This window comes from Saccharopolyspora phatthalungensis, from assembly GCF_014203395.1.
Taxonomy (GTDB): domain Bacteria; phylum Actinomycetota; class Actinomycetes; order Mycobacteriales; family Pseudonocardiaceae; genus Saccharopolyspora; species Saccharopolyspora phatthalungensis.
The window spans coordinates 992,922-1,015,367 of record NZ_JACHIW010000001.1 but is presented as its reverse complement, the minus strand read 5'-3'; the positions used below and the strand labels follow the sequence as shown (position 1 = coordinate 1,015,367).

Sequence of the window (22,446 nt, the reverse complement as noted above, 5' to 3'; positions counted from 1 at the left end):
GTGGCCGAGATCGTGCTGGACAAGGTGACCAAGCGCTACCCGGACGGGGCGCTGGCGGTCAATGAGGTGAACCTGGAGATAGCGGACGGCGAGTTCGTGATCCTGGTCGGCCCCTCCGGCTGCGGGAAGTCCACCACGCTGAACATGATTGCCGGGCTGGAGGACATCAGCGGCGGCGAACTGCGCATCGGCGGGGAGCGGATGAACGAGCGCGCGCCCAAGGACCGCGACATTGCCATGGTGTTCCAGTCCTACGCGCTGTACCCGCACATGACGGTGTTCGAGAACATGGCGTTCCCGCTGCGGTTGGCCAAGGTCGACTCGGTGACGGTGCGGGAGAAGGTCGAGGAGGCCGCCAAGATCCTCGACCTCGTCCAGCACCTGGACCGCAAGCCCGCCAACCTCTCCGGCGGGCAGCGGCAGCGGGTCGCGATGGGGCGCGCGATCGTGCGCAGCCCCAAGGCCTTCCTGATGGACGAGCCGCTGTCCAATTTGGACGCCAAGTTGCGGGTGCAGATGCGGACCTCGGTATCGAAGTTGCAGAAGCGGCTCGGCACCACGACGGTCTACGTGACGCACGACCAGACCGAAGCGATGACCCTGGGCGACCGCGTCGTGGTCCTGCGCGGCGGCGTGGTGCAGCAGGTCGGCGCTCCGCAGAACCTCTACGAGCACCCGGCGAACCTGTTCGTAGCGGGCTTCATCGGTTCGCCGGCGATGAACTTCGTCCCCGTCGAGGCGGCCGAGGGGGTCCTGCGCAGCGCGCTGGGCGACGTGCCGCTCAGCGACCGGATCCGCAGCGCGCTGGAGTCGGCGGACGCGCCGCGCGAACTGGTGCTCGGCATCCGTCCGGAACACTTCGAGGACGCGGAGCTGCTGGACGGCACGGCCCGCGCCGCGGGCGCGTCGTTTACCGGCGAGGTGGACGTGGTGGAGGAAATGGGCTCGGACAAGTACGTCTACTTCACCCTCCACGGTGGACGCGCGAGCTCGGCGGAGCTCGACGAGTTGGCGGCCGACAGCGGGCGCGCCGAGGTGCCCACCGACGAGGGCCAGGTGGTCACCCGCCTGTCGGCCGGATCAGCCGCTCGCGAGAACCACCCGGTGACGGTGTGGTTCGACCCGGACAAGATCCACCTGTTCGACCCGACCACGGGCCGAAGCCTCACCTGACCGGGGCGCGGGGCCGTCGGCCGGTGCAGGGCACTGTCGGTCGATCGGTCGAAGGTGTCCGGCACCCGTGGATTTCAGGGGCGGGCCAGTTCTTGAGTCCAGTAGTGATGGAAGTCGCTGTCCGCGGCACGCGCATGGCCGATACCGAGGTCGGTGAAGGCGCAGTCGAGGATGTTGTGCCGGTGCGCGGACGTCTCCATCCACCCGCGGAAGGCGGCGTCCGCGGTTTCGTGGCCCGCCGCGATGTTCTCGCCGATGTAGTTGCCCGGGAATCCCGCCGACCTGACGCGCGAGGTGGCATCGCTGCCATCGCTGCCGGTGTGCGCGAAGAAGTCCTGGCGCGCCATGTCCGCGCTGTGTTCGGCGGCTGCCTCGTTCAGGCTGGCGTTCAGGCGCACGGCCGGGCAGCCGACGCGGGCGCGCTCGGCATTGGTGAGTTCGAGGATCCGCTGTTCCGGCGAAGACCGCTGGGCCGCCTGCAACGGCGGCCCAACGCAGCACAGCGCCAGCGGTACGACTACGGTCCCGCACAACAACATACGTTCGACCAGCGACATCTGCGATCACTCCCCGCGTCGCGATGATTGGCTGGGCAACGTTGTAACCGTGTCGCGGCGGCGACGCCCGGCATGGTCGCTAGACCCGGCTACCGGCCGGGCGTGGCCGATTCAAACCACAGTGGACGGCCCCGGGGGCCGGGGCGGAGTGTCAGACTGGTCAAAACTGGTTCGCGATGAGCACGAACAGGGTGACGATCCACCCCATGATCAGCGCGACCAGGATGGTGAGCTTGTTGGTGACCAAGCGAGTCATGGCGGTGCTCCCAAGGTGAAGAACGAAGATCTACAGGAGATTCGCTTTCACGATGTGGCCCGCGGTGATCCCGGCAGGCGTCAACGCGCGGCGGCGCTCGGCGCGGCGGGAACCGCGTCCCACATCGCGCCGGGTTTTCGCTGGACCCATGCAGAGTGCCGGAACAACTGCTCGGCGATCTCCCGACGCGTCACCGGACTTCGCCGGGCAGGGACCGGACCGGTGAGGAGCCGATGCCGGACCCGCCCTCGGTTCTGCGGCAGACGGTGCATGACAACCTCCTCACACGCTCGCGCCGCCCGATGTGAACGGGCGGTGGTGAATGACAAGCGGAACGGCTCCCGGCGAGCAGCCGGGCGCGCAGGAACCCCGCACAGCACATCGCCGGCGGCGCGAAATTCGTTACACCGCAGGATCACAGCCACTTGTTCCGCCGGAAGATCTTGAACAGGACGATGCAGCAGCCGAGCATCACCATGAGGGACGCCGGATACCCGAAAGTCCAGTGCTTTTCGGGCATGAAGTCGAAGTTCATGCCGTAGATCCCGGCGATCATGGTCGGCGTCGAGATGATCGCGACCCACGCCGAGATCTTGCGCATGTCGGTGTTCTGCTGGAGCGTGATCTTGGCCAGCGTCGCGTCCACCAACGTGGTCAGCAGCTCGTCGAAGGACCCGACCATTTCGGACACCTTGGCCAGGTGGTCCTCGACGTTGCGGAAGTAGGACCGCACATCCTCGGCCACCATCGGCGTGTAGCCCTCGGCCAGTCGCTGCATCGGCTTGGTCAGCGGCTGCACGGCCCGTCGTAGTTCCATGACTTCGCGCTTCATCAGGTAGATCTGCTCGGCGTCGATCTTGGTGCGTGGCTCGAAGACCTCGGCCTCGATCTCGTCGATGTCGTCCTGGATGGCCTCGGTGACGTCCAGGTAGGTGTCCACCACGTGGTCGGCGACACCGTGCAGGACGGCCGACGGGCCCAGCGCGAGCTGTTCAGGGTCGGTCTCCAGTTGGCTGCGCACCTCGGCCAGCCCCGCGTGCTTGCCGTGTCGCACCGTGATGACGAAGTCGCGGCCGAGGAACACCATCAGCTCGCCGGTGTCGACGATCTCGCTTGTCGCCGACCGCGTCTCGGTATCGGCGTAGCGGACCGTCTTCAGCACCATGAACAGGGTGTTGTCGTAGCGCTCCAGCTTCGGGCGCTGGTGCGCGTGCACGGCGTCCTCGACGGCCAGCTCGTGCAGGCCGAAGGTGTCGGCGATGCCGTTGATCTGGTCTTCGGTGGGCTCGTGCAGCCCGATCCAGACGAAGCCGGAGCCGCGCCGCCGCACCTCTTCGATGGCGTCGACGTGGTTCCACGAGCCTTCGAGGCGATGTCCGTCGATGTAGATCGCACAGTCGACGACGTAGGCGGAAACCGGTGCGGGTGTGCGGTCGGCCAGTCGCGAGCCGCGACCGTTGCGGTTGCGCAAGCCGAGTGAGGACAAGTTGGGCACGGCGACCTCCAAGGTCCGGGCACAGCACCCCGGGGATGGACGGTCCGGGCGACACTGCGCGGATGGCGCGCTAAGCGGAATTCCTCTCGCCGATCGCGCATCCCTACCGGGCCCCGAAGGGCGACGCCTAGCGGCCGACCCTCCCGGTGGGGATGCGGTTGGTACTGCACGGAAGCGCGCTATCGGCACTGCTGTCCACGATCCCTCACCTCCCGAAGGCCATCCACCGATGCGGTGGTCCCTGAGTCAGCCAACCGAACACGATACTCCGTCCGAGTGGGCCATTGGCAACGGCTCGCATTCAACGTCACAACCTGCGGAACGACCGTGCATGAAATGGGTGAATTGGGCAGGTTGGGCGAATCGCATCCGGATTCGTGTTCGGCTCGAACCGTCGTTGTCGACCCGCCCGGATCGCGTTGTCGACCCGGACTTGACCGAGGCTTGACCGGATATGCCGGGTCGCCTATCGACCCTCACTCGTTGCGGGGTAAACAATCCCACGACCTCAAGGCCTCGGACAACCCTTCGGTCAACGCCCCATTGCGTTCCAGTGTGGCGAAAGTCGCAGGATCCGCCCAGATCGCATCCGCGGCGTCGTCACCAGGGAAAAGTTCCGCACCGCTACTCCGGCAGGAGTAATCCAGAATCTCGTAGGTGCCGTGCGGCGCCGGGCGGAAGACGCGGCCGACGAGTGCGCCGACCGTGACGGAGAGTCCGGTTTCTTCGCGCACCTCGCGTTGTACCGCCGAATGGTCGGTCTCGCCGGGTTCCACTCGTCCACCCGGTAGCGACCACTTCCCTTTACCGGGTTGATGTGCGCGTTTGACCAGCAACAACCGTCCGCGTGGGTCGTGAATTATCGCGCCGACGCAGCGGATCACGGGATTCTCGGATACGATCACCAACACGGAGGGTAGTTGATCCGGGCCCGCCCGGAAACGACTGACCCAAGTGCGGTACAAAGCTGCCGTAAAGGGGCGGAGTGCGGTACAACGGATCAGCAGGCGCCTGGGCTACTCAAGGGCATTTCGGACGGGGTGCGTCACAGTGAACATGAAGAAAATCCTCACGTGGGCCGGAGTTGCTTTCCTCTTGTTCTTCCTGTTTTCCGCGCCAGACCAGGCCAGCAATGTCGTCAACGGCATCCTGGCCAGTCTGCGGGGAGCAGCCGAGGCCGTCATCACCTTCATGCAGAACCTCTTCCAGTAAAGCGCGAGCCGCGGGAGGCGGGTGCCGTGTTCGCTCCTAGGGATCCCGACGAGTACCTGCTGGACACCGAACGCCGGGTGATCCGCGTCCGGCGGCACTGGGCGACCCTGGTGTGGGACCTCTTCGAGGCGGTCGGCTTGCTGGTGGGTCTGGTGATGGTGTCCTACCTGGTGCCCTCGGGCAGTGGGTGGGTGGTCCAGAACGTCCTCTGGTACGCGGGGTTGATCATCCTGATCCGCTTCGCGTACCAGGTCTTGGACTGGTACGTGGAACGCGTCGTGGTCACCGACAAGCGCTTCCTGATCACCTCCGGCATCTTCACCACCAACGTGGCGATGATGCCGATCACCAAGGTCACCGACCTGACGTTCGCGCGCTCGATGATGGGCCGCATCTTCGGGTACGGCACGCTCGTGGTCGAGTCGGCTGGGCAGATCCAGGCGCTCAACCGCATCGAGTACGTGCCGAACCCGACCGAGGTCGAGGACGCGATCTCGGGGCTCGTCTTCGGGGACAAGAAGGGGCAGCAGCAGGACCGCTTCTCGATGCTCAAGGCGCGCCGCGCCGCAGTGGGCAAGCGGAAGGCCGCAAAGCTCTGATCAGGTCGGACAAGCCAGCAGCGGTCTGTCCGGCTAGCCGCTCGGGTGTTGGTTCGGCCCGGCCCCGGCCCATCGGTCACACTGGTGGTTGTGCGAATCGACCTGCACACGCATTCCACCGAGTCCGATGGGACCGACACGCCGGCTGAGCTGGTGGCGACCGCGGTCGCTGCCGGCTTGGACGCGATCGCGCTCACCGACCACGACACGACCGCGGGATGGGCGGCGGCCGAGCGGGCCGTGCGCGATCTGTCCGAGCCCGGTCGGCTCCTGCTGGTGCCGGGCGCGGAGCTGTCCTGCTCGTGCCTGGATGCCACCGGTCAGAGCATCACCGTGCACCTGCTGGCCTACCTCTTCGACCCGAACTCGGCGGCGCTCGTGCGGGAGCAGGCGCGACTGCGTGCCGAGCGCCGGGAGCGGCTGTACGGGATGGCCCGGCACATGGCTGAGGACGGGTTCCCGGTCGATCCGGACGAGATCATGGCGGGGCTGCCGCCCGACTCGCCCGGCGGTCGTCCGCACTTGGCCCGGGCGCTGGTCAAGGCGGGGACGGTGGCCAGCGTCGATGAGGCGTTCGCCGAGTATCTCGGCGGCAGCGGCCGTTACTACTTGCCGCGTACCGACACACCGGTGCACCGCGCGATCGACATGATCGCCGACGCCGGCGGGGCGACCGTGCTGGCGCATCCGTTCGCGACCGCGCGTGGCCCGGTGGTGACCGCCGACGTCGTCGCCGAACTCGCCGAGCACGGGCTGAGCGGCATCGAGATCGACCACCCCGACCACGACCCGGATACCCGGGCGCGGCTGCGCGGCTTGGCCGCCGAACTGGACCTGATCCCCACCGGCAGCAGCGACTACCACGGCACCAACAAGACGATCAGGATCGGTCAGGAGACCACTCCGCCCGACTCGCTGGATCGCTTGATCGAGCGGTGCAGTGGCAGCAAGGTCATCAGCTGATCGGGGCGCTTGGCCTGCGTAGCGGGGAAGCTGCGTAGTGTGGGAGCTGTGCAGGGGCAGCTCGATCTAGAAGGTATTCCCAGCAAGCTGGTGCGGGTCACGCCGGCCAAGCTCACGACTTGGGCGCAGTGCCCCCGGAAGTACCGCATGACGTACCTGGACCGGCCGACGCCGACGCGCTCCGGCGCTTGGGCGAACGCCACGTTGGGGGCCGTGGTGCATAACGCGTTGCGGGCGTACTTCGAGCTGCGGGCAGATCAGCGCACCTCGGAGCGCGCTGCCGCGCTGGTCCGCGACTACTGGAAGACCGACGGGTTCGCGAGCCCCGAGCAGGCCGACGACTACCGGCGCCGGGCGCAGGAGTGGGTCGGCGCCTACGTCGAGCAGCTGGCGCCCGATATGGCGCCGCTGGCCGTCGAGCGTTGGGTATCCGCGCCGATGGGGTCGATCATCGCCGAGGGACGGGTGGACCGGATCGACGAACGGCACGGCGAACTCGTCGTCGTCGACTACAAGACCGGGCGGCATGGACTGCGCGTCGACGACGCTCGGCAGTCGCTGGCACTTGGGTTGTACGCGTTGGCAGTGCGCAGGAATCTGCGTCAGCCTTGTCGGCGCGTCGAGCTGCATCACCTGCCGACCGGAACGGTCGCTGGATGGGATCACAGCCCGCAATCGCTGGCTGACCTGCAGGATCGCGCCGAGCAACTAGCAGCGGAGCTGCAGGCCGCAACGGATGAGTTGGAGATGGGGGCCGACGCGGACGCGTCGTTCCCTGCACTTACCGGGCGGCATTGCTCGTGGTGTGACTTTCGGGCGCACTGCCTGGAGGGAAAGCGAGCTGCGCCTAGCCTGCCCCCGTGGGCCCTGCTGGGGGACTGACGAGCATGCGACCGGAGGACTGGCCGATGCGCACATCCGCTTCGCCACAAGTGCCGCCGCCCCGCGCGCGGCCGCGGTCGGAGTCCGGCGGAATTCCGCCACAGCTGCCGCGCCGCCGGCACACGCTGCGCCGGCCGAAGCCGACCAGCCGAGCCGGATCCGCGGTCCGGGCCCTCACCGGTGCGTTGGCGACCGGTTCCCTGCTGCTCGCGCTTGCGCTCGTGGTGGTGCAGCTCTGGGCGACGAGCCGGGGGCAGCAAGGCCCCGGGCCGACGGCGGTGATCGCCCATCTGGTGGTGGCCTTGGTGGCCTTGGCGCTGCAAGCGATCGCAGACCGTCGCCGCGACTTGCCGGGCGGCCTGGCGGTCCTCGGTGTGTTCGCGGTCGTGTTCGGCTCGCTTTGGTACTGGTGGTGGGCCTGACCGCGGTGTCCTGCGCCGTGCAGCCCGTTATCGTGAAGCGGCTGTTGCCGGTAGCGATTGTTCTCAGCGCAGGGCGACCAGGGTGTCGCCGCGTTGTTCCAGGACCGTCTGGCCCACCGCGTTGAGCTGGACCGGACCGGGGTAGCCGGCCCGGTCCACCGGGATCACTCGTTCACGGTTCCCGGTGGCCCGGTCCACCGGGATCACTCGTTCACGGTTCCCGGTGGCCGGGTCCAGGACCGCGATGCCACCGGGCACCGGTACCAGCACCTTTCCGCCGAAATCGACACCCGGGCCGAGAGTGTCCGGCAACGTCCACAGCGGCGTGAGGGTCGCCGGGTTCAGGGCGATCGTGTCGGTGCCGGTGTGCCAGTACGTCAGGCGGCCCTTGGTGGTCGACTCGACCTGCACGTTCGCCCGCAGATCGGGAGTGCCGAAGCGCACCGGGAAGGTGGCCACGACGGTACCGGAATTGTTGAACACCACGACCTCTGAGCGATCCCGGAGAGCCACCGCGACGTGCTCGTCGGTGACCGCGATGACCCCGGCGGCCGTGCTGCCGAGGCCGACGCTGAAGACCTCTTCCGGCTTCTCGTCGTCCTCGGGGCGGGCCTTCACTACCGTGATCCGGCCCTGCTCCTTCGGGCAGAGCTCGACCGCCCCGACCCGCTCGTAGCCCACGGCGATCGAGGAGTAGGTGCACTCCGGGCGCTTCAGGTTGTTGCCCGGGTTCTTCACCGCGGGCGGCATGCCGAACTGCTGGGTACGCACCAGGTCGGAGCGCCAGGACTCGAAAGACCGATGGCCGGTGGCGGTCACGTAGGTGCCGTCGGAGAGCAGTTGGGTGCCGAACTCGGCATCGGAATTGCGCTGCGGCCCGCGCACTCCGGTCGGTCCGCGCAGCGAGGTGACCTCGCTGCAGTTCTCCGACTTGCGGTAGACGGCGATCGCGCGGCCCCACCCGGCGCCGATCGTGCACAGTGGAATGTCGCGGGCGTAGCGCCAGGCGACCTGGCCGGTCAGCGGGTCGTGCCCCAGTACTTCATTGCCGGACCCGGTGACCACCGCTGGCCCGGCCACCACCGGGACCGCAGTGGCCGTGCTGGTGGCGCGCCAAGCCTCGGTCAGCGTCGGGGGAACGCCGCCAGCGGCGGGCGGTTCCGGGATCGGCTGCGCGGCCGGTTCGGAGACGGTGGCGCGTACATCGCTGTTGAACCAGAACACGGCGATGCCGACCAGAACAGCCACGACGATCAGCGCCACCACGACGAGGTCGGTTCTCGTGCGCCGCTCCGGCCGGACCACAGTCACTCCTAGATCGCTCGGCTGTTCCTGGGCCGAGCTTAGAACTCGACCCGCGAGCTGTCCGGAGCGCTCCGACTCCACGGGCTCACGGGTCTCGGCCTTCGACCGACGCTACGCGGCGCCGCCTTCGGCGCTGCGCGCCGCGTCGCCGGCTTCGCCGGTCGCCTCGCCCGGACGGCGCCTGCGGCGGCGTCGGCGAGGCCGCTCGCCGGCGTCCGCTTCGCCGCCGGCGACGGGCGGTTCCGTCGGCTGGGCGCCGGCATCCATGCCACCGCGGGTGCGGCGGCGCGGCCGCCGCGCGGAGGGCCGGGTCTCGGCGTCGCTGTCCTGGCGAGCCCCGTTCTCGACATCGCCGATTCGCGGGTCCGCGCCGCCTCGGGTGCGGCGCCGGTTGCGGCGCGGGCGCTTGGCCTCGCCCTGCGTTTCGGGCTCGGCGTCCAGCCCGGCGCGGGTGCGCTTGGCCAGCGGGAGCCGACCGGTGACGTCGGCCGGGATGTCCAGGTCGCTGAACAGGTGCGGCGAGGTCGAGTAGGTCTCGACGGCTTCGGGCTTGTCGAGGCCGAGCGTGTCGCTGATCAGCTTCCAGCGGGCCTCTTCTTCCCAGTCGACCAGGGTGATCGCGACGCCTTCACGCCCGGCCCGGCCGGTGCGGCCGATGCGGTGCACGTAGGTCTTCTCGTCGTCCGGGCACTGCAGGTTGATCACGTGCGTCACGCCGGCCACGTCGATGCCGCGAGCCGCCACGTCGGTGGCCACCAGGATGTCGACCTTGCCGGAGCGGAACGCGCGTAGCGCCTTCTCGCGCGCGCCCTGGCCGAGGTCGCCGTGCACCGCGCCAGCCGCGAAGCCGCGCTCGGTGAGCTCGTCGGCGAGTTTCTGCGCCGTCCGCTTGGTCCGGCTGAAGATCATCGCCAGGCCGCGATCGGTGGCCTGCAGGGCCTTCGCGATCAGCTCGATCTTGTCCATGGCGTGCGCCCGGTAGATGAACTGCCGGGTGCGTTCGTGCACCGCGCTCTCGTCGGCCTGCTCGGCCCGGATGTGCGTGGGCTGCGTCATGAACGTCCGGGCCAGGGTCAGGATCGGGCCCGGCATGGTGGCCGAGAACAGCATCGTCTGCCGCTGCTCGGGAACCATGTGCAGGATGCGCTCGATGTCCGGCAGGAATCCGAGGTCGAGCATCTCGTCGGCCTCGTCGAGCACCAGCCCGCGGACCTTGCCGAGCACCAAGTGGCGCTGTTCGGCCAGGTCGAGCAGTCGACCGGGGGTGCCGATGACCACATCGACGCCCTTGCGCAGCGCGGAGATCTGCTCCTCGTAGGGGCGGCCACCGTAGACCGCGACGGTGCGCACGCCCAGGTGCTTGCCCGCGTCGGTCAGGTCGCGCGTGACCTGCAGGCACAGCTCGCGGGTCGGTACCACGACGAGAGCCTGCGGGGTGCCGTCACTGGGCAGCCGCAGGCGGTGCAGCAGCGGGACGCCGAAGCCGAGGGTCTTGCCGGTGCCCGTGCGGGCCTGGCCGATCAGGTCCTCGCCCCGCATCGCCAGCGGCAGGGTCAGCTCCTGGATGGCGAAGGTTTGCTCGATGCCGGCTTCGCGCAGCGCGCGGACGATGTCCGGGTGCACGTCCAACTCGGCGAAGGTCGGAGCGTCCGGGTTGCCTAGGGTGCCGACCGTCAGGGGCGTGCTGTCGTCGATGTCGGGGGCGCCGGACTCGCTGTGCTCCAGCTGCCGGTCGTCCATCGTCTCGGGGCTACCGCCCCCGCTGTGATCTTCGAGGCCGTCGGGGGCCTGGTTGTTGGTGAACGTCAGAATGATCGCCTCTCTCGGTACCTGCGCGCACGCGTCTCGGTTCGGGCCGATCCGTGGCGACGTCCTCCCGGCACGGCGGTTGCTCGCTGTTGACAGCCGCTCGCAGTGCTCGTGGTCACCGACGTGATGGTGCGCGCCCTTGTTCGCTCAGCGGCTTGATCCGCTGTTGGTTCGTTCCTCTCGGCGTCGCATGCGCGCCAAAGCCGACGAGCGGTTCGCTCGGGCCGCCTTCGCGTCGGCAGTGGTCCGGGGGCCGTCCCGCTCGGGCGCGAGTCGCCCGGATCGTGACGTTCGGGGAGCCAGCCCCACGGTGTACGACCGGGTCGCCGACCGCGCCGCCGGACGCCGATGCTCCTCCGAGGGCCGAGGATACCTGTTCGGCGGCCGTTCTCGCCGTGGTGCGTATAACTCGGGCGTGCCGCCGGTTAGGCTCGCAGCCATGAATGACGCTGACCAGCGCGTGACGTTGCCCGTGGAAAGTGACGAGCGTTACGAGGAAGGCGTCGTGGATCTGCTCGCGGCGCTGGCCTACGGAGAGCTGTCGGCCTTCGATCGTCTTGCCGAGGACGCGCGCACCGCACCCACGCTGACCGGCCGTGCGGCGCTGGCCAGCATGGCCGCCGCGGAGATCGGCCACTACCGGCAGCTGGAGGACCACCTGGCTGGCAGGGGGGTGGCGATCGACGAGGTGATGCAGCCGTTCGCCGCGCCGTTCGAGGCGTTCAACGAGTCCACCGCGCCGCATTCATGGCTGGAATCACTGGTCAAGGCATACGTCGGAGACGGCCTGGCGGCCGATTTCTACCGCGAGGTGGCCGAGTGGCTGGACCCGACCACACGGGATCTGGTGCTGACTGTGCTCGCCGACACCGGCCATTCGGCGTTCGCCGAGCGCGAAGTACAGGCCGCTTGCGAGTCGGACCGCAAGCTGCGCGACAAGCTGACCCTGTGGGGGCGGCGGTTGCTGGGCGAGGCCATGACGCAGGCGCAGCGGGTGGTCGCCGAGCGGGACGCGCTGGCGGAGCTGATCATCAAGGGCTCCGGTGACCTCACTGGAATAGCGGCGATGTTCCGCCGGTTGCAGAACAACCACACCAAGCGAATGGCGCGGCTCGGCCTGGGCTGAGTGCGGCGCTCGGGAGCGTTGATTCGCTCACGAGTCCCGGCTGGAGCTGGGATAGCCTTGCCACATCCCCATTGGATTACGAGTGCTCAACGGAGGTTCGGCGTGGAGGTCAAGATCGGCGTCGTGGACAGCCCGCGCGAATTGACGGTCGTCAGCGGACAGTCCCAGGAAGAGGTCGAGTCGCTGGTCGCCGACGCGCTGAAGAACGCTGACGGCGTGCTGGCGCTGACCGATGAGAAGGGGCGTCGCATCATCGTCCCGTCCACCAAGGTCGCCTACGTCGAGATCGGCCCGGCGGCGCTGCCGCGCGTCGGGTTCGGCGTGAGCTGACCATCGAACCGCGGGGCACCCTGATCCTGTCAGGGTGCCCTTGCTCATTGGAGTCCGGTCGGCACCGGAACCGGGAGCGGCCGGTGCCGATGATCCGGTAGCAGCCCCAGGGATCCAGATCGGACAGCGTGCCAGTCGCTTCGCCCGACGGTGTGCGCAACAGCACATCTGTCTTGCGCCGGGTGGCGAACTCGTCGACCGAGTCGTGCGCCGCCAGTCTGCCGCACGCGGACTATGGTCAGGGGTTCTGCAGGGGGAAGCCCGCGAGGCCCTTCCAAGCCAGGGTGGACATCAGGGTCACCGCTTCGTCGCGGGAGATGGTCTCCCGCGCGTCCAGCCAGTAGCGCGCGGTCACCTGGCTGAGACCGACCAGGCCGACAGCCAGCAGCCGCGCACGCTCCGCGTCCAGCCCGGCATCCGCCGTCACGGCCTCGGTGATCGCGTCGATGCACCCGGACAGGGCGCCCTCCACGGCCTTCTCCACGGCCGGTTCGCCACGCAGGTCGGATTCGAAGACCAGCCGGAACGCTTGCCCGCCGCCGGCCACGAACTCGTACAGCGCACCGACCGCGGCCCGCACCCGCAGCTTGTTGTCCGAGGTGGACTCGATGGCCTTGCGGACGCGGCGCACTAGCTCGTTGCCGTGCGTTTCCAGCAGCGCGAGGTAGAGCTCCAACTTGCCCGGGAAGTGCTGGTAGAGGACCGGCTTGCTGACGCCCGCGCGCTCGGCGATGTCGTCCATCGCGGCCGCGTGGTAGCCGTTGTGCACGAAAACGTACTGAGCCGCCTCGAGCAGCTGGGCCCGGCGTGCGTCGCGGGGCAACCGGACGCCTCTGCTCGACTGCGCGGTCTCGGTCATCCTCGCCTCCACCCGATTCCTTCCACTCACACCCGGCGGCCTTCCAGCCCCCAGTGGAGCCTGACTCTACTCGCCGGTAGAGGCAGGTAGCGAAATCCGGGCTGGCCCGGACCCGCCATGCTGTAGGTGTGACCACGACAACGTCTGCCGCTCCGCCGCGCCAAGGAGCTCAGTTGCGCCGACGTGACCTCACGAGGGTGCCGTTGGTAGCCGATGGCGTTCCGGCGGTCGACCTCACCGCGAAGCCGCCGCCCGGTCGGCACGTCGAGCTCCCGACCCACTGGGGGCCGATGCGACTGCACCTGCGGGAGACGCCGGGGCCGTCAGTGAACGCGCCGACCGCGGTGCACCTGCACGGGCTTGCCGGTTCGTCGACGAACTGGACCGATCTGGCCGGGCTGCTCGCCGGGCGGCTGCGCAGCATCGCCCTGGACCTGCCGGGTTTCGGCCGCTCCGAACCGCCGCTCGGGTTCGGCTTCACCCGCCAGGCGAATGCCGAGGTGGTAATCGGGTTGCTGGAGCGGCTCGACGCCGGGCCGGTGCACTTGTCCGGGAATTCCTTCGGCGCCGCAGTGGCCGTCGAGGTGGCGGTGTTGCGCCCGGATTTGATCGCGTCGCTGACGTTGATCTCGCCGGCGATGCCGGATCTCCGGCTGAACCCGCGACGGCTCTCCGACCCGCGGATCGCGCTGGCCATGGTGCCGGTCCTCGGCGCCCGCACCCGGCGGCAGCTGGCGGCGGTCTCGCCCGCCGACCGGGCCACGCAACTGCTGCGGTTGTGCTTCGCCGACCCCGACGCAGTACCGCCGCACCGGCTTGCCGAGGCGATCGCGGAGTTCGAGGAGCGCGCCCTGATGCCGTGGTCCGGGCCGGCGCTCGGGCGGACCACCGCGGAGCTGGTGCGCTCTTGGCTCGCGCCGCCGACGCGTTCGCTGTGGCACCGGTTGCCCGAAGTCGTCGCCCCCTCCCTGGTCGTGTGGGGGAGCGCCGATCGGGTGGTTACGGTCCGCAAGGCGCCACGCACCGCAATGCTGCTGCCGCGCGGCCGCCTCCTCGTGTTGCCACGAACGGGCCATGTTGCCCAGATGGAGCGGCCACGAATGGTCGCGCAAGCCGTCCTCGGGCTCGTGCAAACCGATTCCTGGTAGTGACCGTTTGCGTCATTTCGTGTGGTTTTTGGTGTTTCGGTCACCCGGAGTGGCCAGTGGTGCCCTAAGCTGCCTGATCGTCTGTGGCAGGCTTAGACCGTGACGCGCCCGCCGCAGCGACCTCGTACCACCACCGCCGACCGCCGACCGGCGATTCGCACGAGAGTTGGCGTGGGTTCCGCAAGTCGCCGTCGAGGCGAGCCGTTAGCCGCGTCCTGGCACCCCGTCGCCGAGCCGCCACCCGGGGACCCCGAGTTCGTCGCCGACGCCGACGAGTTCGATGCGGGCGTCAAGCCCCGGCCACGTCGCCAACACCGCCGGGGCGTGCACTCCCGCTACGGCTGGCGGATCTACGCGGTGCCGCTGCTCATCGTGGTCAGCGCACTCGCGGTGTTCCAGACCGTCCGCCCCGCCGAACGCGGGGCGGCCAGCGGGCTGCTGGATCCGATCACCTCGGACTTACCGGACGAGCCGATCGTCACCGAGGCTCCGCCCGGCCAGACCTTTCCCCCCGGCATGTTCTCCGCAGACCTGCCGCCCGGTGGCCCGATCCCGGAGACCGGCGCGCGCACCTTCCAGGTGCTGTCCGGCACCTCCCCGGTGATCGGTTCGGGCCATCTGTTCCGCTATACCGTCGAGATCGAAGTCGGTGTCCAGATCGGCAACCCGAACACCGAATTCGGCAACCTCGTGCAGGCCACGCTGTCCGATCCGCGCAGCTGGACGAATCCGCAGGCGGGCGGGATCTCGCTGCAACGGGTGGACGCCACCGGTCCGCGCCCGGACTTCCGGGTCATCCTGGTCAGCCAGCAGACCGCCCGCGAAGCCTGCGACTACCACAACGGCGTGCCCTACGACAGCTCGTGCCGCAAGGGCGACATGGTCTACCTGAACGCGGCCCGCTGGGTTCGTGGCGCGGTGTCGTTCGAGGGAGACATCGGCAACTACCAGCGCTACGCGATCAACCACGAGGTCGGGCACGTCTTCGGGAACAAGCACGTCGGCTGCCCGGTGCAGGGCGGGCTGGCGCCGGTGATGATGCAGCAGTCCTTCAGCGTGTCGAACAACGAGCTGCACGAACTGAACAAGATCGCCGACCAGGGCACCTCGATCCCGGCCGACGGTTTCGTCTGCAAGTACAACGCGTGGCCGTTTCCCACGGCCGGTACGGGGGGCTCGTGAGCGAGCGCGACGTCTCGGATCGTGGGAGTAGTTTGGGTTGCGGAAGTCCATCGGGGAGTCTTGCGTTGCAGATTCTGTGAGGCCCCGTTCGGGTGCCCCTCGGGGACGGGTGAGGTGCCGCTGACGCTCGCCAGCGCGGCCGGTACCGACCATTGAGGAGGAGCTGGGAATGTCCGGCGCATCGTCGCTGCCGCCGCTGGTCGAACCGGCGGCGGAGCTGACCAAGGAAGAGGTCGCGCGCTACAGCCGCCACCTGATCATCCCGGATGTCGGGATGGACGGGCAGAAGCGGCTGAAGAACGCCAAGGTGCTGGTGGTCGGCGCCGGCGGACTCGGCAGCCCGGCGCTGCTGTACCTGGCCGCGGCGGGGGTGGGCACGCTCGGCATCGTCGAGTTCGACGAGGTCGACGAGTCCAACCTGCACCGCCAGGTCATCCACGGGCAGTCCGACCTCGGGCGCCCCAAGGCGGAATCGGCGCGCGATTCGATCGCCGAAGTCAACCCGTTCGTCCAGGTGAACCTGCACCAGACCCACCTGTCCTCGGAAAACGCGCTCGACATTTTCCGGGACTACGACCTGATCCTGGACGGCACCGACAACTTCGCCACCCGGTACCTGGTCAACGACGCCGCGGTGCTGCTCGGCAAGCCGTACGTGTGGGGCTCGATCTTCCGCTTCGAGGGCCAGGCCAGCGTGTTCTGGGACCAGCACGGTCCGAACTACCGCGACCTGTACCCGGAGCCGCCGCCGCCCGGCATGGTGCCGTCCTGCGCCGAAGGCGGCGTGCTGGGCGTGCTGTGCGCTTCGATCGGCTCGATCATGGTCAACGAGGCCATCAAGCTGATCACCGGCATCGGCGAGACCCTGCTGGGTCGCTTGATGATCTACGACGCGCTGGAGATGAGCTACCGCACGGTCAAGATCCGCAAGGACCCGGAGGCGAAGCCGATCACCGAGCTGATCGACTACGAGGCGTTCTGCGGGGTCATTTCCGACGACGCGCAGCAGGCGGCGGTGAACAGCACGATCACCCCGCGCGAGCTCAAGGGCATGTTCGACCGCGGCGAGAAGTTCGAGCTCATCGACGTCCGGGAGCCGCATGAGTACGAGATCGTCAAGATCGAGGGCTCGAAGCTGATCCCGAAGGACCGCATCCTCTCCGGTGAGGCGCTGGCCGAACTGCCGCAGGACCGCAAGATCGTCCTGCACTGCAAGTCCGGTGGCCGCTCCGCGGAGGCGCTGGCGGCGCTGCACAAGGCGGGCTTCGCCGACGCGGTGCACGTCGGCGGCGGCGTCCTGGGCTGGGCCAACCAGGTCGACCCGAGTCTGCCGACGTACTGACGGTTCTCGTGGTCGGCGATTTCCGGCGAAATCGCCGACCACACCCGGGGGAGGGCCGTCCGCTGCGCGGCACGCGGAGTGCCTGCTACGGAAATCGCGGTCACTTAGGTAGCGTCTCGCCCGTGAGTCATACGCCGGAGCCGCCCCCGCCGCACGTGCGCGCGGCATTCGGTGCGCGCGTCGAAGAACCCGAGCGGCTGGACGGCGCGGTGGCGTGGCGGTGCGGCGATATCGTGCTCAAGCCCGCCGCGAACACCGCCGAGGCCGCCTGGGTCGCCCAGACGTTGGACCTGCTGGATCCCGACGAGGTGCGGGTGTCCCGCCCGGTGCGATCCACCGATGGGCGCTGGGTGGTGTCCGGCTGGTCGGCGAGCCGGAACCTCGCGGGTCGGGCCGAGCCACGCCACGACGACGTGGTGGCCATGTCGCTGCGGCTGCATTCGGCGAGCCGGTTCCTGGCCCGGCCGCGGTTCCTACAGGCCCGGCAGGACATCTATGCCTTGGCCGACCGGATGGCCTGGGACGAAGAGGAGTACGTGCTGCCGCAGGAGAAAGGTGGTCGGCTCTACGACGTGCTCGCCGGATCGCGGCGGGAGGTTGACCTGCGGCCGCAAGTGGTGCACGGGGACCTGTTCGGCAACGTGCTGTTCACCGACGACGCGCCGCCCGGCATCATCGACTTCAATCCGTACTGGCGGCCGGCGGAATGGGCCGCGGCGGTCGCGGTGATCGACGCCCTGGCCTGGGGCGGTGCCGACCCGGCCATCGTGGAACGCTGGTCGCACCTTTCCGAGTGGCCGCAGGCCCTGCTGCGGGCCCTGCTGTTCCGGCTCGCGGTGCACGCCCTGCACCCGCGTTCCTCGTCGGAAACCCTCATCGGCCTGGAACGCGCCTCCCAAATGGTCCTTGAGGTCCTCTGACCTGGCGGTTCGTGGGTTCGCTCGGTCAGTCGCAGGGGCGTCCTCCGGGCTGCGGCGGCTACTGGGACGACGCCGGACTATCGCCCCCGGTGGCTGCTTTGCCACTTGAGGCGCACCGGGCCAGGTTGCCTTGCCGTCACAGATCTGTGCTCCGTTCTGGTCGGCGGTTGTGTGACGATTGGGGCGTGCAGGACGTGTTGAACGGCTTCACCGTCGGCGTGACGGCCGAGCGCAAGGCTGCCGAGATCGGCGCTTTGTTCGCCCGCCGTGGTGCCCGCGTGATCTTCGGCGCGGCGATGCACACCGTGCCATTGCCCGAGGACGGCGAATTGGCCACTGCGACCGAGGAGGTTCTCGCCGTCCCGGTCGATTACGTGGTCGCGGTAACCGGTGTCGGGTTTCGGGGCTGGATCGAGGCGGCGCAGCTCAGTGGTATCGGTGATCGGTTGCTGGCGCGTCTGCGCTCGGCCGAGGTGATGGCGCGTGGGGCGAAGGCGCGCGGCGCGGTTCGAGGTGCCGGGCTGGTGGAGTCCTGGACATCGCCGTCGGAGGAGTCCGCTGAGATCCTGGAGCACTTGCTGGCGCATGATCTCGCGGGCAAGCGGGTCGTGCTCCAGGTGCACGGTGATCCGATGCTGAAGTTCCGCGAAGCGTTGCGGGCGGCCGGTGCCGAGGTGGTGCCGGTGACCGTCTACCGGTGGACGGATCCGGTCGATCTGCCCGCATTGGACCGGCTGATCGACGCCGTGCTGCAGGGCGAGGTGGATGCGCTTGCGTTCACCAGCGCCCCGGCCGCGACCAACCTGCTGGCCCGCGCGGACCGCACCGGACGCGGCGCGCGGCTTCGGGAGACGTTGCGCGACAAGGTGTTCATCGCCTGCGTCGGACCGGTCACGGCGGCGCCGATCGATGCGGCGGGCTTGCCGTACATGCTGCCGGAGCGTGCCCGCACGGCATCCCTGGTGCGCCTCGTCGCCGACGAACTCCCGAAGTACGCGGTGCGGTAAGCCTTCCGTCCAAACAGGACATCCCGCCTGGGTCAGGCTCCCCAGCGGTAGCGGCGCATGTCAATGCGGGCACCGTCGGCGAGTACGCCTTCGGCTCGCAGGAGTTCCAGTTGGCGTCGGCGCAGGTGGTCGGCGACGGTGCCGTTGGACCGGAGGACGCGGTGCCACGGCAGATCGCCGCCGTCCTCGGCGAGGATGCGGCCCACCAGCCGGGCCGAACGCAAGCCCGCGAGCTCGGCGACGTCGCCGTAGGACAGCACCGATCCCGGTGGGATCGACGCCACCACGGCCCGCACCTGCTCCACGGTCTCCTCGTCCACATGCCCGAAGGTACTCCACTTCATGGGTTCGTCTTCCGCGGCCGATCCCGCCCGGGAGGCGCGCTTTCGCAGGTCACCGGGCAGGGGAGGCGAGTGACGAACAGAGCCCCGGCGGACAGGGAATAGTGGTTTGCACCACTAGGGGTTTCGGCTGGTTCCCGGTTGAGCGGGAGCTATCAGCGAGCCCTGCGCGACCTTGTCACCGTCGCGTGGTTCCATCGATGCGTGCCATCCCCGACCGCGCCTGTCCTCGTTCGCCGAGCGGAGCCCGCCCGACGGCCGAGGATCTGGGACGCCGCCGGGCAACGGGCGCTGGCGCACCGCGACGGCCTCCTGCGGCTCCTCGGCGGACCGGGTACCGGCAAGAGCACACTGATCGCGCAACTGGCCGCCGACCGCATCCGAAACCAGGGGGTGTCGCCGGAGAACGTCCTGGTGCTGACCGCGAGTCGGCGCGCCGCGGCCTGGATGCGCACCGAGATCACCCGACTGCTCACCGATCGTTCGGAGGAGCTGCGCACCGCGCCCGAGCCGCTGGTGCGGACGGTGCACTCCTACGCCTTCGCCGTGCTGCGGTTGCAAGCGGTGCGCGACCAACTGCCGTCCCCGCAGCTGCTCAACGGCCCGGACCAGGATGCGCTGGTGCGGGACCTGCTGGCCGGTGACGTCGAGACCGGTGCCCGGGACTGGCCGGAAACGCTGCGCCCGGCGTTGACCGTGCCCGGCTTCGCCGAGGAATTGCGCGATCTGCTTCTGCGGGCCGCCGAACGTGGTGTGGGGCCCGAGCGACTGGTCGCCCTGGGGCGGCGGCACGACCGTCCGGAGTGGATCGCGGCAGGCCGGTTCGCCCGGCAGTACGAGCAGGTCACGTTGCTGCGCGGAGCCGGCGGGGCGCAGGCCCCGGCGCTGGACGCCGCGGAACTGGTCGGCTCGGCGCTGCTGGCGTTCGATACGGATCCGAGGCTGCTGGCAGCCGAGCAGGAACGCGTGCGCTACGTGTTCGTGGATGACGCGCAGCACCTGGACCCGCAGCAGTACTGGCTGGTCCGGCGGCTCGGCGACACGGCCACCGAGTTCGTGCTGGCCGGCGACCCGGATCAGGCGGTGTACTCCTTTCGCGGCGCCGACCCGCGATGCCTGCTGGACGCCGACCCCGACGGCGCGAACACCGAGGTGCTCACCGTCGACCACCGGATGTCGAAGGCGATCCGGGAAGCGGTGCAGCGCCTGGCAGCGCGGCTGCCCGGGTCGGGTCCGCAGCGCGAGTTGGTCGAGCCCGAGAACGGGCGTCGTGGGTCGGTCCAGGTGCGGCTGCTGGCGACCGAGGCGCAAGAAGCCGCATGGGTGGCCGATCAGCTCCGCCGGGCCCACCTTCTCGACGAGGTCGCCTGGCCGGACATGGCCGTCGTGGTGCGGTCGACGGGACTGTCGCTTCCGGTGCTGCGCCGGGCTTTGCTGGCTGCTGGCGTGCCGATCGCGCTGCCGGTCGACGATCTGCCGCTGGCGCAGCGCAATGCGGTCCGTCCACTGTTGACGCTGCTACGCTGCGCCGCGCGCCCGCAAGCGCTTGACGCGGACGCTGCGGCTGAGCTGCTCGCCTCGCCGCTCGGCGGCGCCGACCCACTCGCGCTGCGGCGGCTCCGCCGAGGGCTCCGTCGCCTGGAACTCGCCGCGGGCGGCAGCCGGGCCAGTGGTGAGCTGCTGGTCGAGGTGCTGCGCGACGACGACCGCCTCGCAGCGCTCGAAGATTCCGCCGCCGAGCCCGCGCGCCGTCTCGCGCGGCTGCTGCGCGGCGCGGCCGACTCCGTCGCCGCTGGGCACACCGTCGAGGAAACCCTGTGGCGGGTGTGGAAGGCCAGTGGTCTGGAAAAGCGCTGGGTGGCGCAGGCCGAGCGGCACGATGTGGCCGGGGCGCAGGCCGATCGCGATCTCGATGCCGTGGTTTCGCTGTTCGACGCGGCCGCCCAATACGTCGACCGGTTGCCGGGCGCGGACGTCGCCGGTTTCGCGGATTACCTGACCAGCCAGCAGATCGCGGGCAGTTCGCTGGCGCCGACCGCGCCTCGGGACAACGCGGTGTCGGTGCTGACCGCGCATGCCGCGAGCGGTCAGGAGTGGGAGGTCGTGGCGATTCCCGGGGTGCAGGAGGGTGTTTGGCCCGACCTCAGGCTGCGCGGGTCGCTGCTCGGCGTGGAGCGGCTGGTCGACGTGCTGTCCGGAGTGGACGCCGAGCGGGTGTCGGCCACCGCGCCGCTGCTGGCCGAGGAACGGCGGCTGCTCTTGGTCGCGGCGAGCCGGGCCCGGCGGAGTCTGCTGGTCAGCGCGGTCCGCGGCGAGGACGAGCAGCCGTCTCGGTTCCTGGACGAGTTGGAGGGCGTGGTCAGCGACCCGGATGCGCTGGAGCGGCCGATCGCCCGCCCGGAGCGTGGGCTGACGCTTGCCGACCTGGTCGGCGAGCTGCGCCGGGTGGTGTGCGACGCGGAGACGGAGCCGAGGCGGCGGGAGCGGGCGGCGGCGCAGCTCGCGCGGCTGGCCGCGGCCGGGGTGCCCGGCGCCAGCCCGGACACGTGGTACGGCCTACCGGAGAGCTCCAGTTCGGCGCCGCTGGTGACCGGCGACGATCCGGTCCGGGTATCGCCATCCACTGTGGACATCCTGGCCAAGTGTCCGCTGCGTTGGCTGATCGAGCGGCACGGCGGCCAGGACACCGCAGAACTCGCCTCGGTCACCGGTACTCTCGTGCACGCTCTTGTACAGGCCGCCGCTGATGGCGCGGACACCGCGCAGCTGCACAAGGCCCTCGACGACGCGTGGAAATCGGTGGACGCCGGTGCGCCGTGGTTCTCCCGAAAGGAGCGCAAGCGCGTGGAGCACATGCTCGATGCGTTCCTGGCCTGGCTGGTGCAGTCACGTGCCGAACTCACCCAGATCGGCGTGGAGAAGGATTTGGACGTCACGGTTCCGGGCCGGCCGGGCGGGCCGTGGCTGCGGCTACGCGGCCGCGTCGACCGGCTGGAGGCCGATGCCGACGGCCGCCCGGTAGTGGTCGACGTCAAGACCGGGAAGACGCCGGTCAGCAAGGGCGATGCCGAGGAGCACCCGCAGCTGGCGGTCTACCAGCTGGCCGCGGCGCTGGGGGCCTTCGGCGACGGCGATGAACCCGGCGGGGCGCGGCTGCTGTACGTCGCCAAATCCGACCGCAGCGGGGCGGCCACCGAACGCGCCCAGCAGGCGCTGGACGCCGAGCGCATTGAGGTGTGGCTCGACGTGGTGCACACTGCCGCCGCGTCCAGCCTCGGCCCGGCCTACGTGGCCAGCGAGAACACCGACTGCCCGCGTTGTCCGGCGCGCATCTGCTGCCCGGTCCACCCAACCGGAAGACAGGTCGCGCAGTGATCAGAGAATGCGCGTCTGGTCTTGAATGGCGGTGCGGGCGGCGGAACCTCAGCGGCGGTGCCGGTTGCGGTGGTGGGCTCAGCGGCTGCGCCGCTTGCGACGGCCCGTGCGCTTTTCGGCGGTCGGCGTCGCGGCGACGGTCT

General features: G+C 69.5%; 23 protein-coding genes. 14 read left to right on the top strand and 9 right to left on the bottom strand.

The genetic code is table 11. The features are described from left to right. A complete protein-coding gene (locus tag BJ970_RS04535) occupies window positions 1-1,173 on the top strand; it encodes an ABC transporter ATP-binding protein (RefSeq protein WP_184724116.1) in 1,173 nt (390 codons plus the stop codon). Window positions 1,174-1,247: 74 nt separating this feature from the next. Here the strand turns inward: BJ970_RS04535 and BJ970_RS04530 are convergent, their stop codons facing one another. From BJ970_RS04530 to BJ970_RS04515, 4 genes are all read right to left on the bottom strand, one after another. Continuing rightward, window positions 1,248-1,730, bottom strand: coding sequence for a CAP domain-containing protein (locus tag BJ970_RS04530; protein ID WP_246470698.1), 483 nt, complete (start codon window positions 1,728-1,730; stop codon window positions 1,248-1,250). A gap of 336 nt (window positions 1,731-2,066) precedes the next feature. Further along, window positions 2,067-2,258 carry a hypothetical protein gene (locus BJ970_RS04525; protein ID WP_184724113.1) on the bottom strand — a complete coding sequence of 64 codons (192 nt, stop codon included), beginning with the start codon at window positions 2,256-2,258 and terminating at the stop codon, window positions 2,067-2,069. 143 nt (window positions 2,259-2,401) lie between these two features. Continuing rightward, complete coding sequence (gene corA, locus BJ970_RS04520; protein ID WP_184724110.1) at window positions 2,402-3,481, bottom strand: magnesium/cobalt transporter CorA; 1,080 nt, start codon at window positions 3,479-3,481, stop codon at window positions 2,402-2,404. Window positions 3,482-3,957: 476 nt separating this feature from the next. Beyond that, a complete protein-coding gene (locus tag BJ970_RS04515) occupies window positions 3,958-4,365 on the bottom strand; it encodes an NUDIX hydrolase (protein ID WP_184728867.1) in 408 nt (135 codons plus the stop codon). 166 nt (window positions 4,366-4,531) lie between these two features. On the opposite strand from BJ970_RS04515, the gene BJ970_RS04510 reads away from it, so the two are divergent. The 5 genes from BJ970_RS04510 (at window position 4,532) to BJ970_RS04490 (ending at window position 7,559) form a co-directional block, all read left to right on the top strand. Then, entirely contained in the window at window positions 4,532-4,693 is a 162-nt protein-coding gene (locus BJ970_RS04510) for a hypothetical protein (protein ID WP_184724107.1), read from the top strand. Window positions 4,694-4,719: 26 nt separating this feature from the next. Continuing rightward, window positions 4,720-5,292: a PH domain-containing protein gene (locus tag BJ970_RS04505; RefSeq protein WP_184724104.1), complete on the top strand. Its 573-nt coding sequence runs from the start codon at window positions 4,720-4,722 to the stop codon at window positions 5,290-5,292. Window positions 5,293-5,373: 81 nt separating this feature from the next. After that, a complete protein-coding gene (locus BJ970_RS04500) occupies window positions 5,374-6,255 on the top strand; it encodes a PHP domain-containing protein (protein WP_221467517.1) in 882 nt (293 codons plus the stop codon). Window positions 6,256-6,303: 48 nt separating this feature from the next. After that, on the top strand, window positions 6,304-7,137 hold the full coding sequence (locus BJ970_RS04495; protein WP_184728866.1) for a RecB family exonuclease: 834 nt from the start codon (window positions 6,304-6,306) through the stop codon (window positions 7,135-7,137). Between the two features lie 26 nt (window positions 7,138-7,163). Beyond that, window positions 7,164-7,559, top strand: coding sequence for a hypothetical protein (locus BJ970_RS04490; RefSeq protein ID WP_184724098.1), 396 nt, complete (start codon window positions 7,164-7,166; stop codon window positions 7,557-7,559). A 63-nt stretch (window positions 7,560-7,622) separates the two neighbouring features. On the opposite strand, the gene BJ970_RS04485 is transcribed toward BJ970_RS04490, so the two are convergent. Together BJ970_RS04485 and BJ970_RS04480 are read right to left on the bottom strand one after the other, a co-directional pair. Then, window positions 7,623-8,870 carry an Rv3212 family protein gene (locus tag BJ970_RS04485; RefSeq protein ID WP_312864112.1) on the bottom strand — a complete coding sequence of 416 codons (1,248 nt, stop codon included), beginning with the start codon at window positions 8,868-8,870 and terminating at the stop codon, window positions 7,623-7,625. Window positions 8,871-8,975: 105 nt separating this feature from the next. Beyond that, window positions 8,976-10,604, bottom strand: a complete 1,629-nt coding sequence (locus BJ970_RS04480) for a DEAD/DEAH box helicase (protein WP_184724096.1) — start codon at window positions 10,602-10,604, stop codon at window positions 8,976-8,978. Window positions 10,605-11,112: 508 nt separating this feature from the next. Here BJ970_RS04480 and BJ970_RS04475 point away from each other — a divergent pair. Then, window positions 11,113-11,799 (top strand): ferritin-like fold-containing protein, encoded by a 687-nt coding sequence (locus tag BJ970_RS04475; protein WP_184724093.1) that lies wholly within the window; start codon window positions 11,113-11,115, stop codon window positions 11,797-11,799. A 102-nt stretch (window positions 11,800-11,901) separates the two neighbouring features. Further along, window positions 11,902-12,129 carry a DUF3107 domain-containing protein gene (locus BJ970_RS04470; RefSeq protein ID WP_184724090.1) on the top strand — a complete coding sequence of 76 codons (228 nt, stop codon included), beginning with the start codon at window positions 11,902-11,904 and terminating at the stop codon, window positions 12,127-12,129. Here the strand turns inward: BJ970_RS04470 and BJ970_RS04465 are convergent. Further along, window positions 12,050-12,346 carry a DUF4873 domain-containing protein gene (locus BJ970_RS04465; RefSeq protein ID WP_184728864.1) on the bottom strand — a complete coding sequence of 99 codons (297 nt, stop codon included), beginning with the start codon at window positions 12,344-12,346 and terminating at the stop codon, window positions 12,050-12,052. The genes BJ970_RS04470 and BJ970_RS04465 overlap by 80 nt on opposite strands. Window positions 12,347-12,367: 21 nt before the next feature. Beyond that, complete coding sequence (locus BJ970_RS04460; RefSeq protein WP_184724087.1) at window positions 12,368-12,988, bottom strand: TetR/AcrR family transcriptional regulator; 621 nt, start codon at window positions 12,986-12,988, stop codon at window positions 12,368-12,370. A gap of 173 nt (window positions 12,989-13,161) precedes the next feature. On the opposite strand from BJ970_RS04460, the gene BJ970_RS04455 reads away from it, so the two are divergent. From BJ970_RS04455 to BJ970_RS04435, 5 genes are all read left to right on the top strand, one after another. Continuing rightward, window positions 13,162-14,136 carry an alpha/beta fold hydrolase gene (locus tag BJ970_RS04455; protein WP_246470696.1) on the top strand — a complete coding sequence of 325 codons (975 nt, stop codon included), beginning with the start codon at window positions 13,162-13,164 and terminating at the stop codon, window positions 14,134-14,136. Between the two features lie 171 nt (window positions 14,137-14,307). Beyond that, complete coding sequence (locus tag BJ970_RS37615; RefSeq protein WP_312864110.1) at window positions 14,308-15,318, top strand: DUF3152 domain-containing protein; 1,011 nt, start codon at window positions 14,308-14,310, stop codon at window positions 15,316-15,318. Window positions 15,319-15,487: 169 nt separating this feature from the next. Further along, window positions 15,488-16,660: an adenylyltransferase/sulfurtransferase MoeZ gene (gene moeZ / locus BJ970_RS04445; RefSeq protein WP_184724081.1), complete on the top strand. Its 1,173-nt coding sequence runs from the start codon at window positions 15,488-15,490 to the stop codon at window positions 16,658-16,660. A 122-nt stretch (window positions 16,661-16,782) separates the two neighbouring features. Beyond that, window positions 16,783-17,580, top strand: a complete 798-nt coding sequence (locus BJ970_RS04440) for a TIGR02569 family protein (RefSeq protein WP_184724079.1) — start codon at window positions 16,783-16,785, stop codon at window positions 17,578-17,580. Between the two features lie 185 nt (window positions 17,581-17,765). Then, window positions 17,766-18,587 (top strand): uroporphyrinogen-III synthase, encoded by an 822-nt coding sequence (locus tag BJ970_RS04435; RefSeq protein WP_184724077.1) that lies wholly within the window; start codon window positions 17,766-17,768, stop codon window positions 18,585-18,587. Between the two features lie 32 nt (window positions 18,588-18,619). Here the strand turns inward: BJ970_RS04435 and BJ970_RS04430 are convergent, their stop codons facing one another. Next, window positions 18,620-18,907: an MGMT family protein gene (locus BJ970_RS04430; protein ID WP_132483254.1), complete on the bottom strand. Its 288-nt coding sequence runs from the start codon at window positions 18,905-18,907 to the stop codon at window positions 18,620-18,622. A gap of 225 nt (window positions 18,908-19,132) precedes the next feature. Between BJ970_RS04430 and BJ970_RS04425 the strand changes: the two genes are divergently transcribed. After that, on the top strand, window positions 19,133-22,303 hold the full coding sequence (locus BJ970_RS04425) for an ATP-dependent helicase (protein WP_184724075.1): 3,171 nt from the start codon (window positions 19,133-19,135) through the stop codon (window positions 22,301-22,303). Window positions 22,304-22,446: the final 143 nt, after the last annotated feature.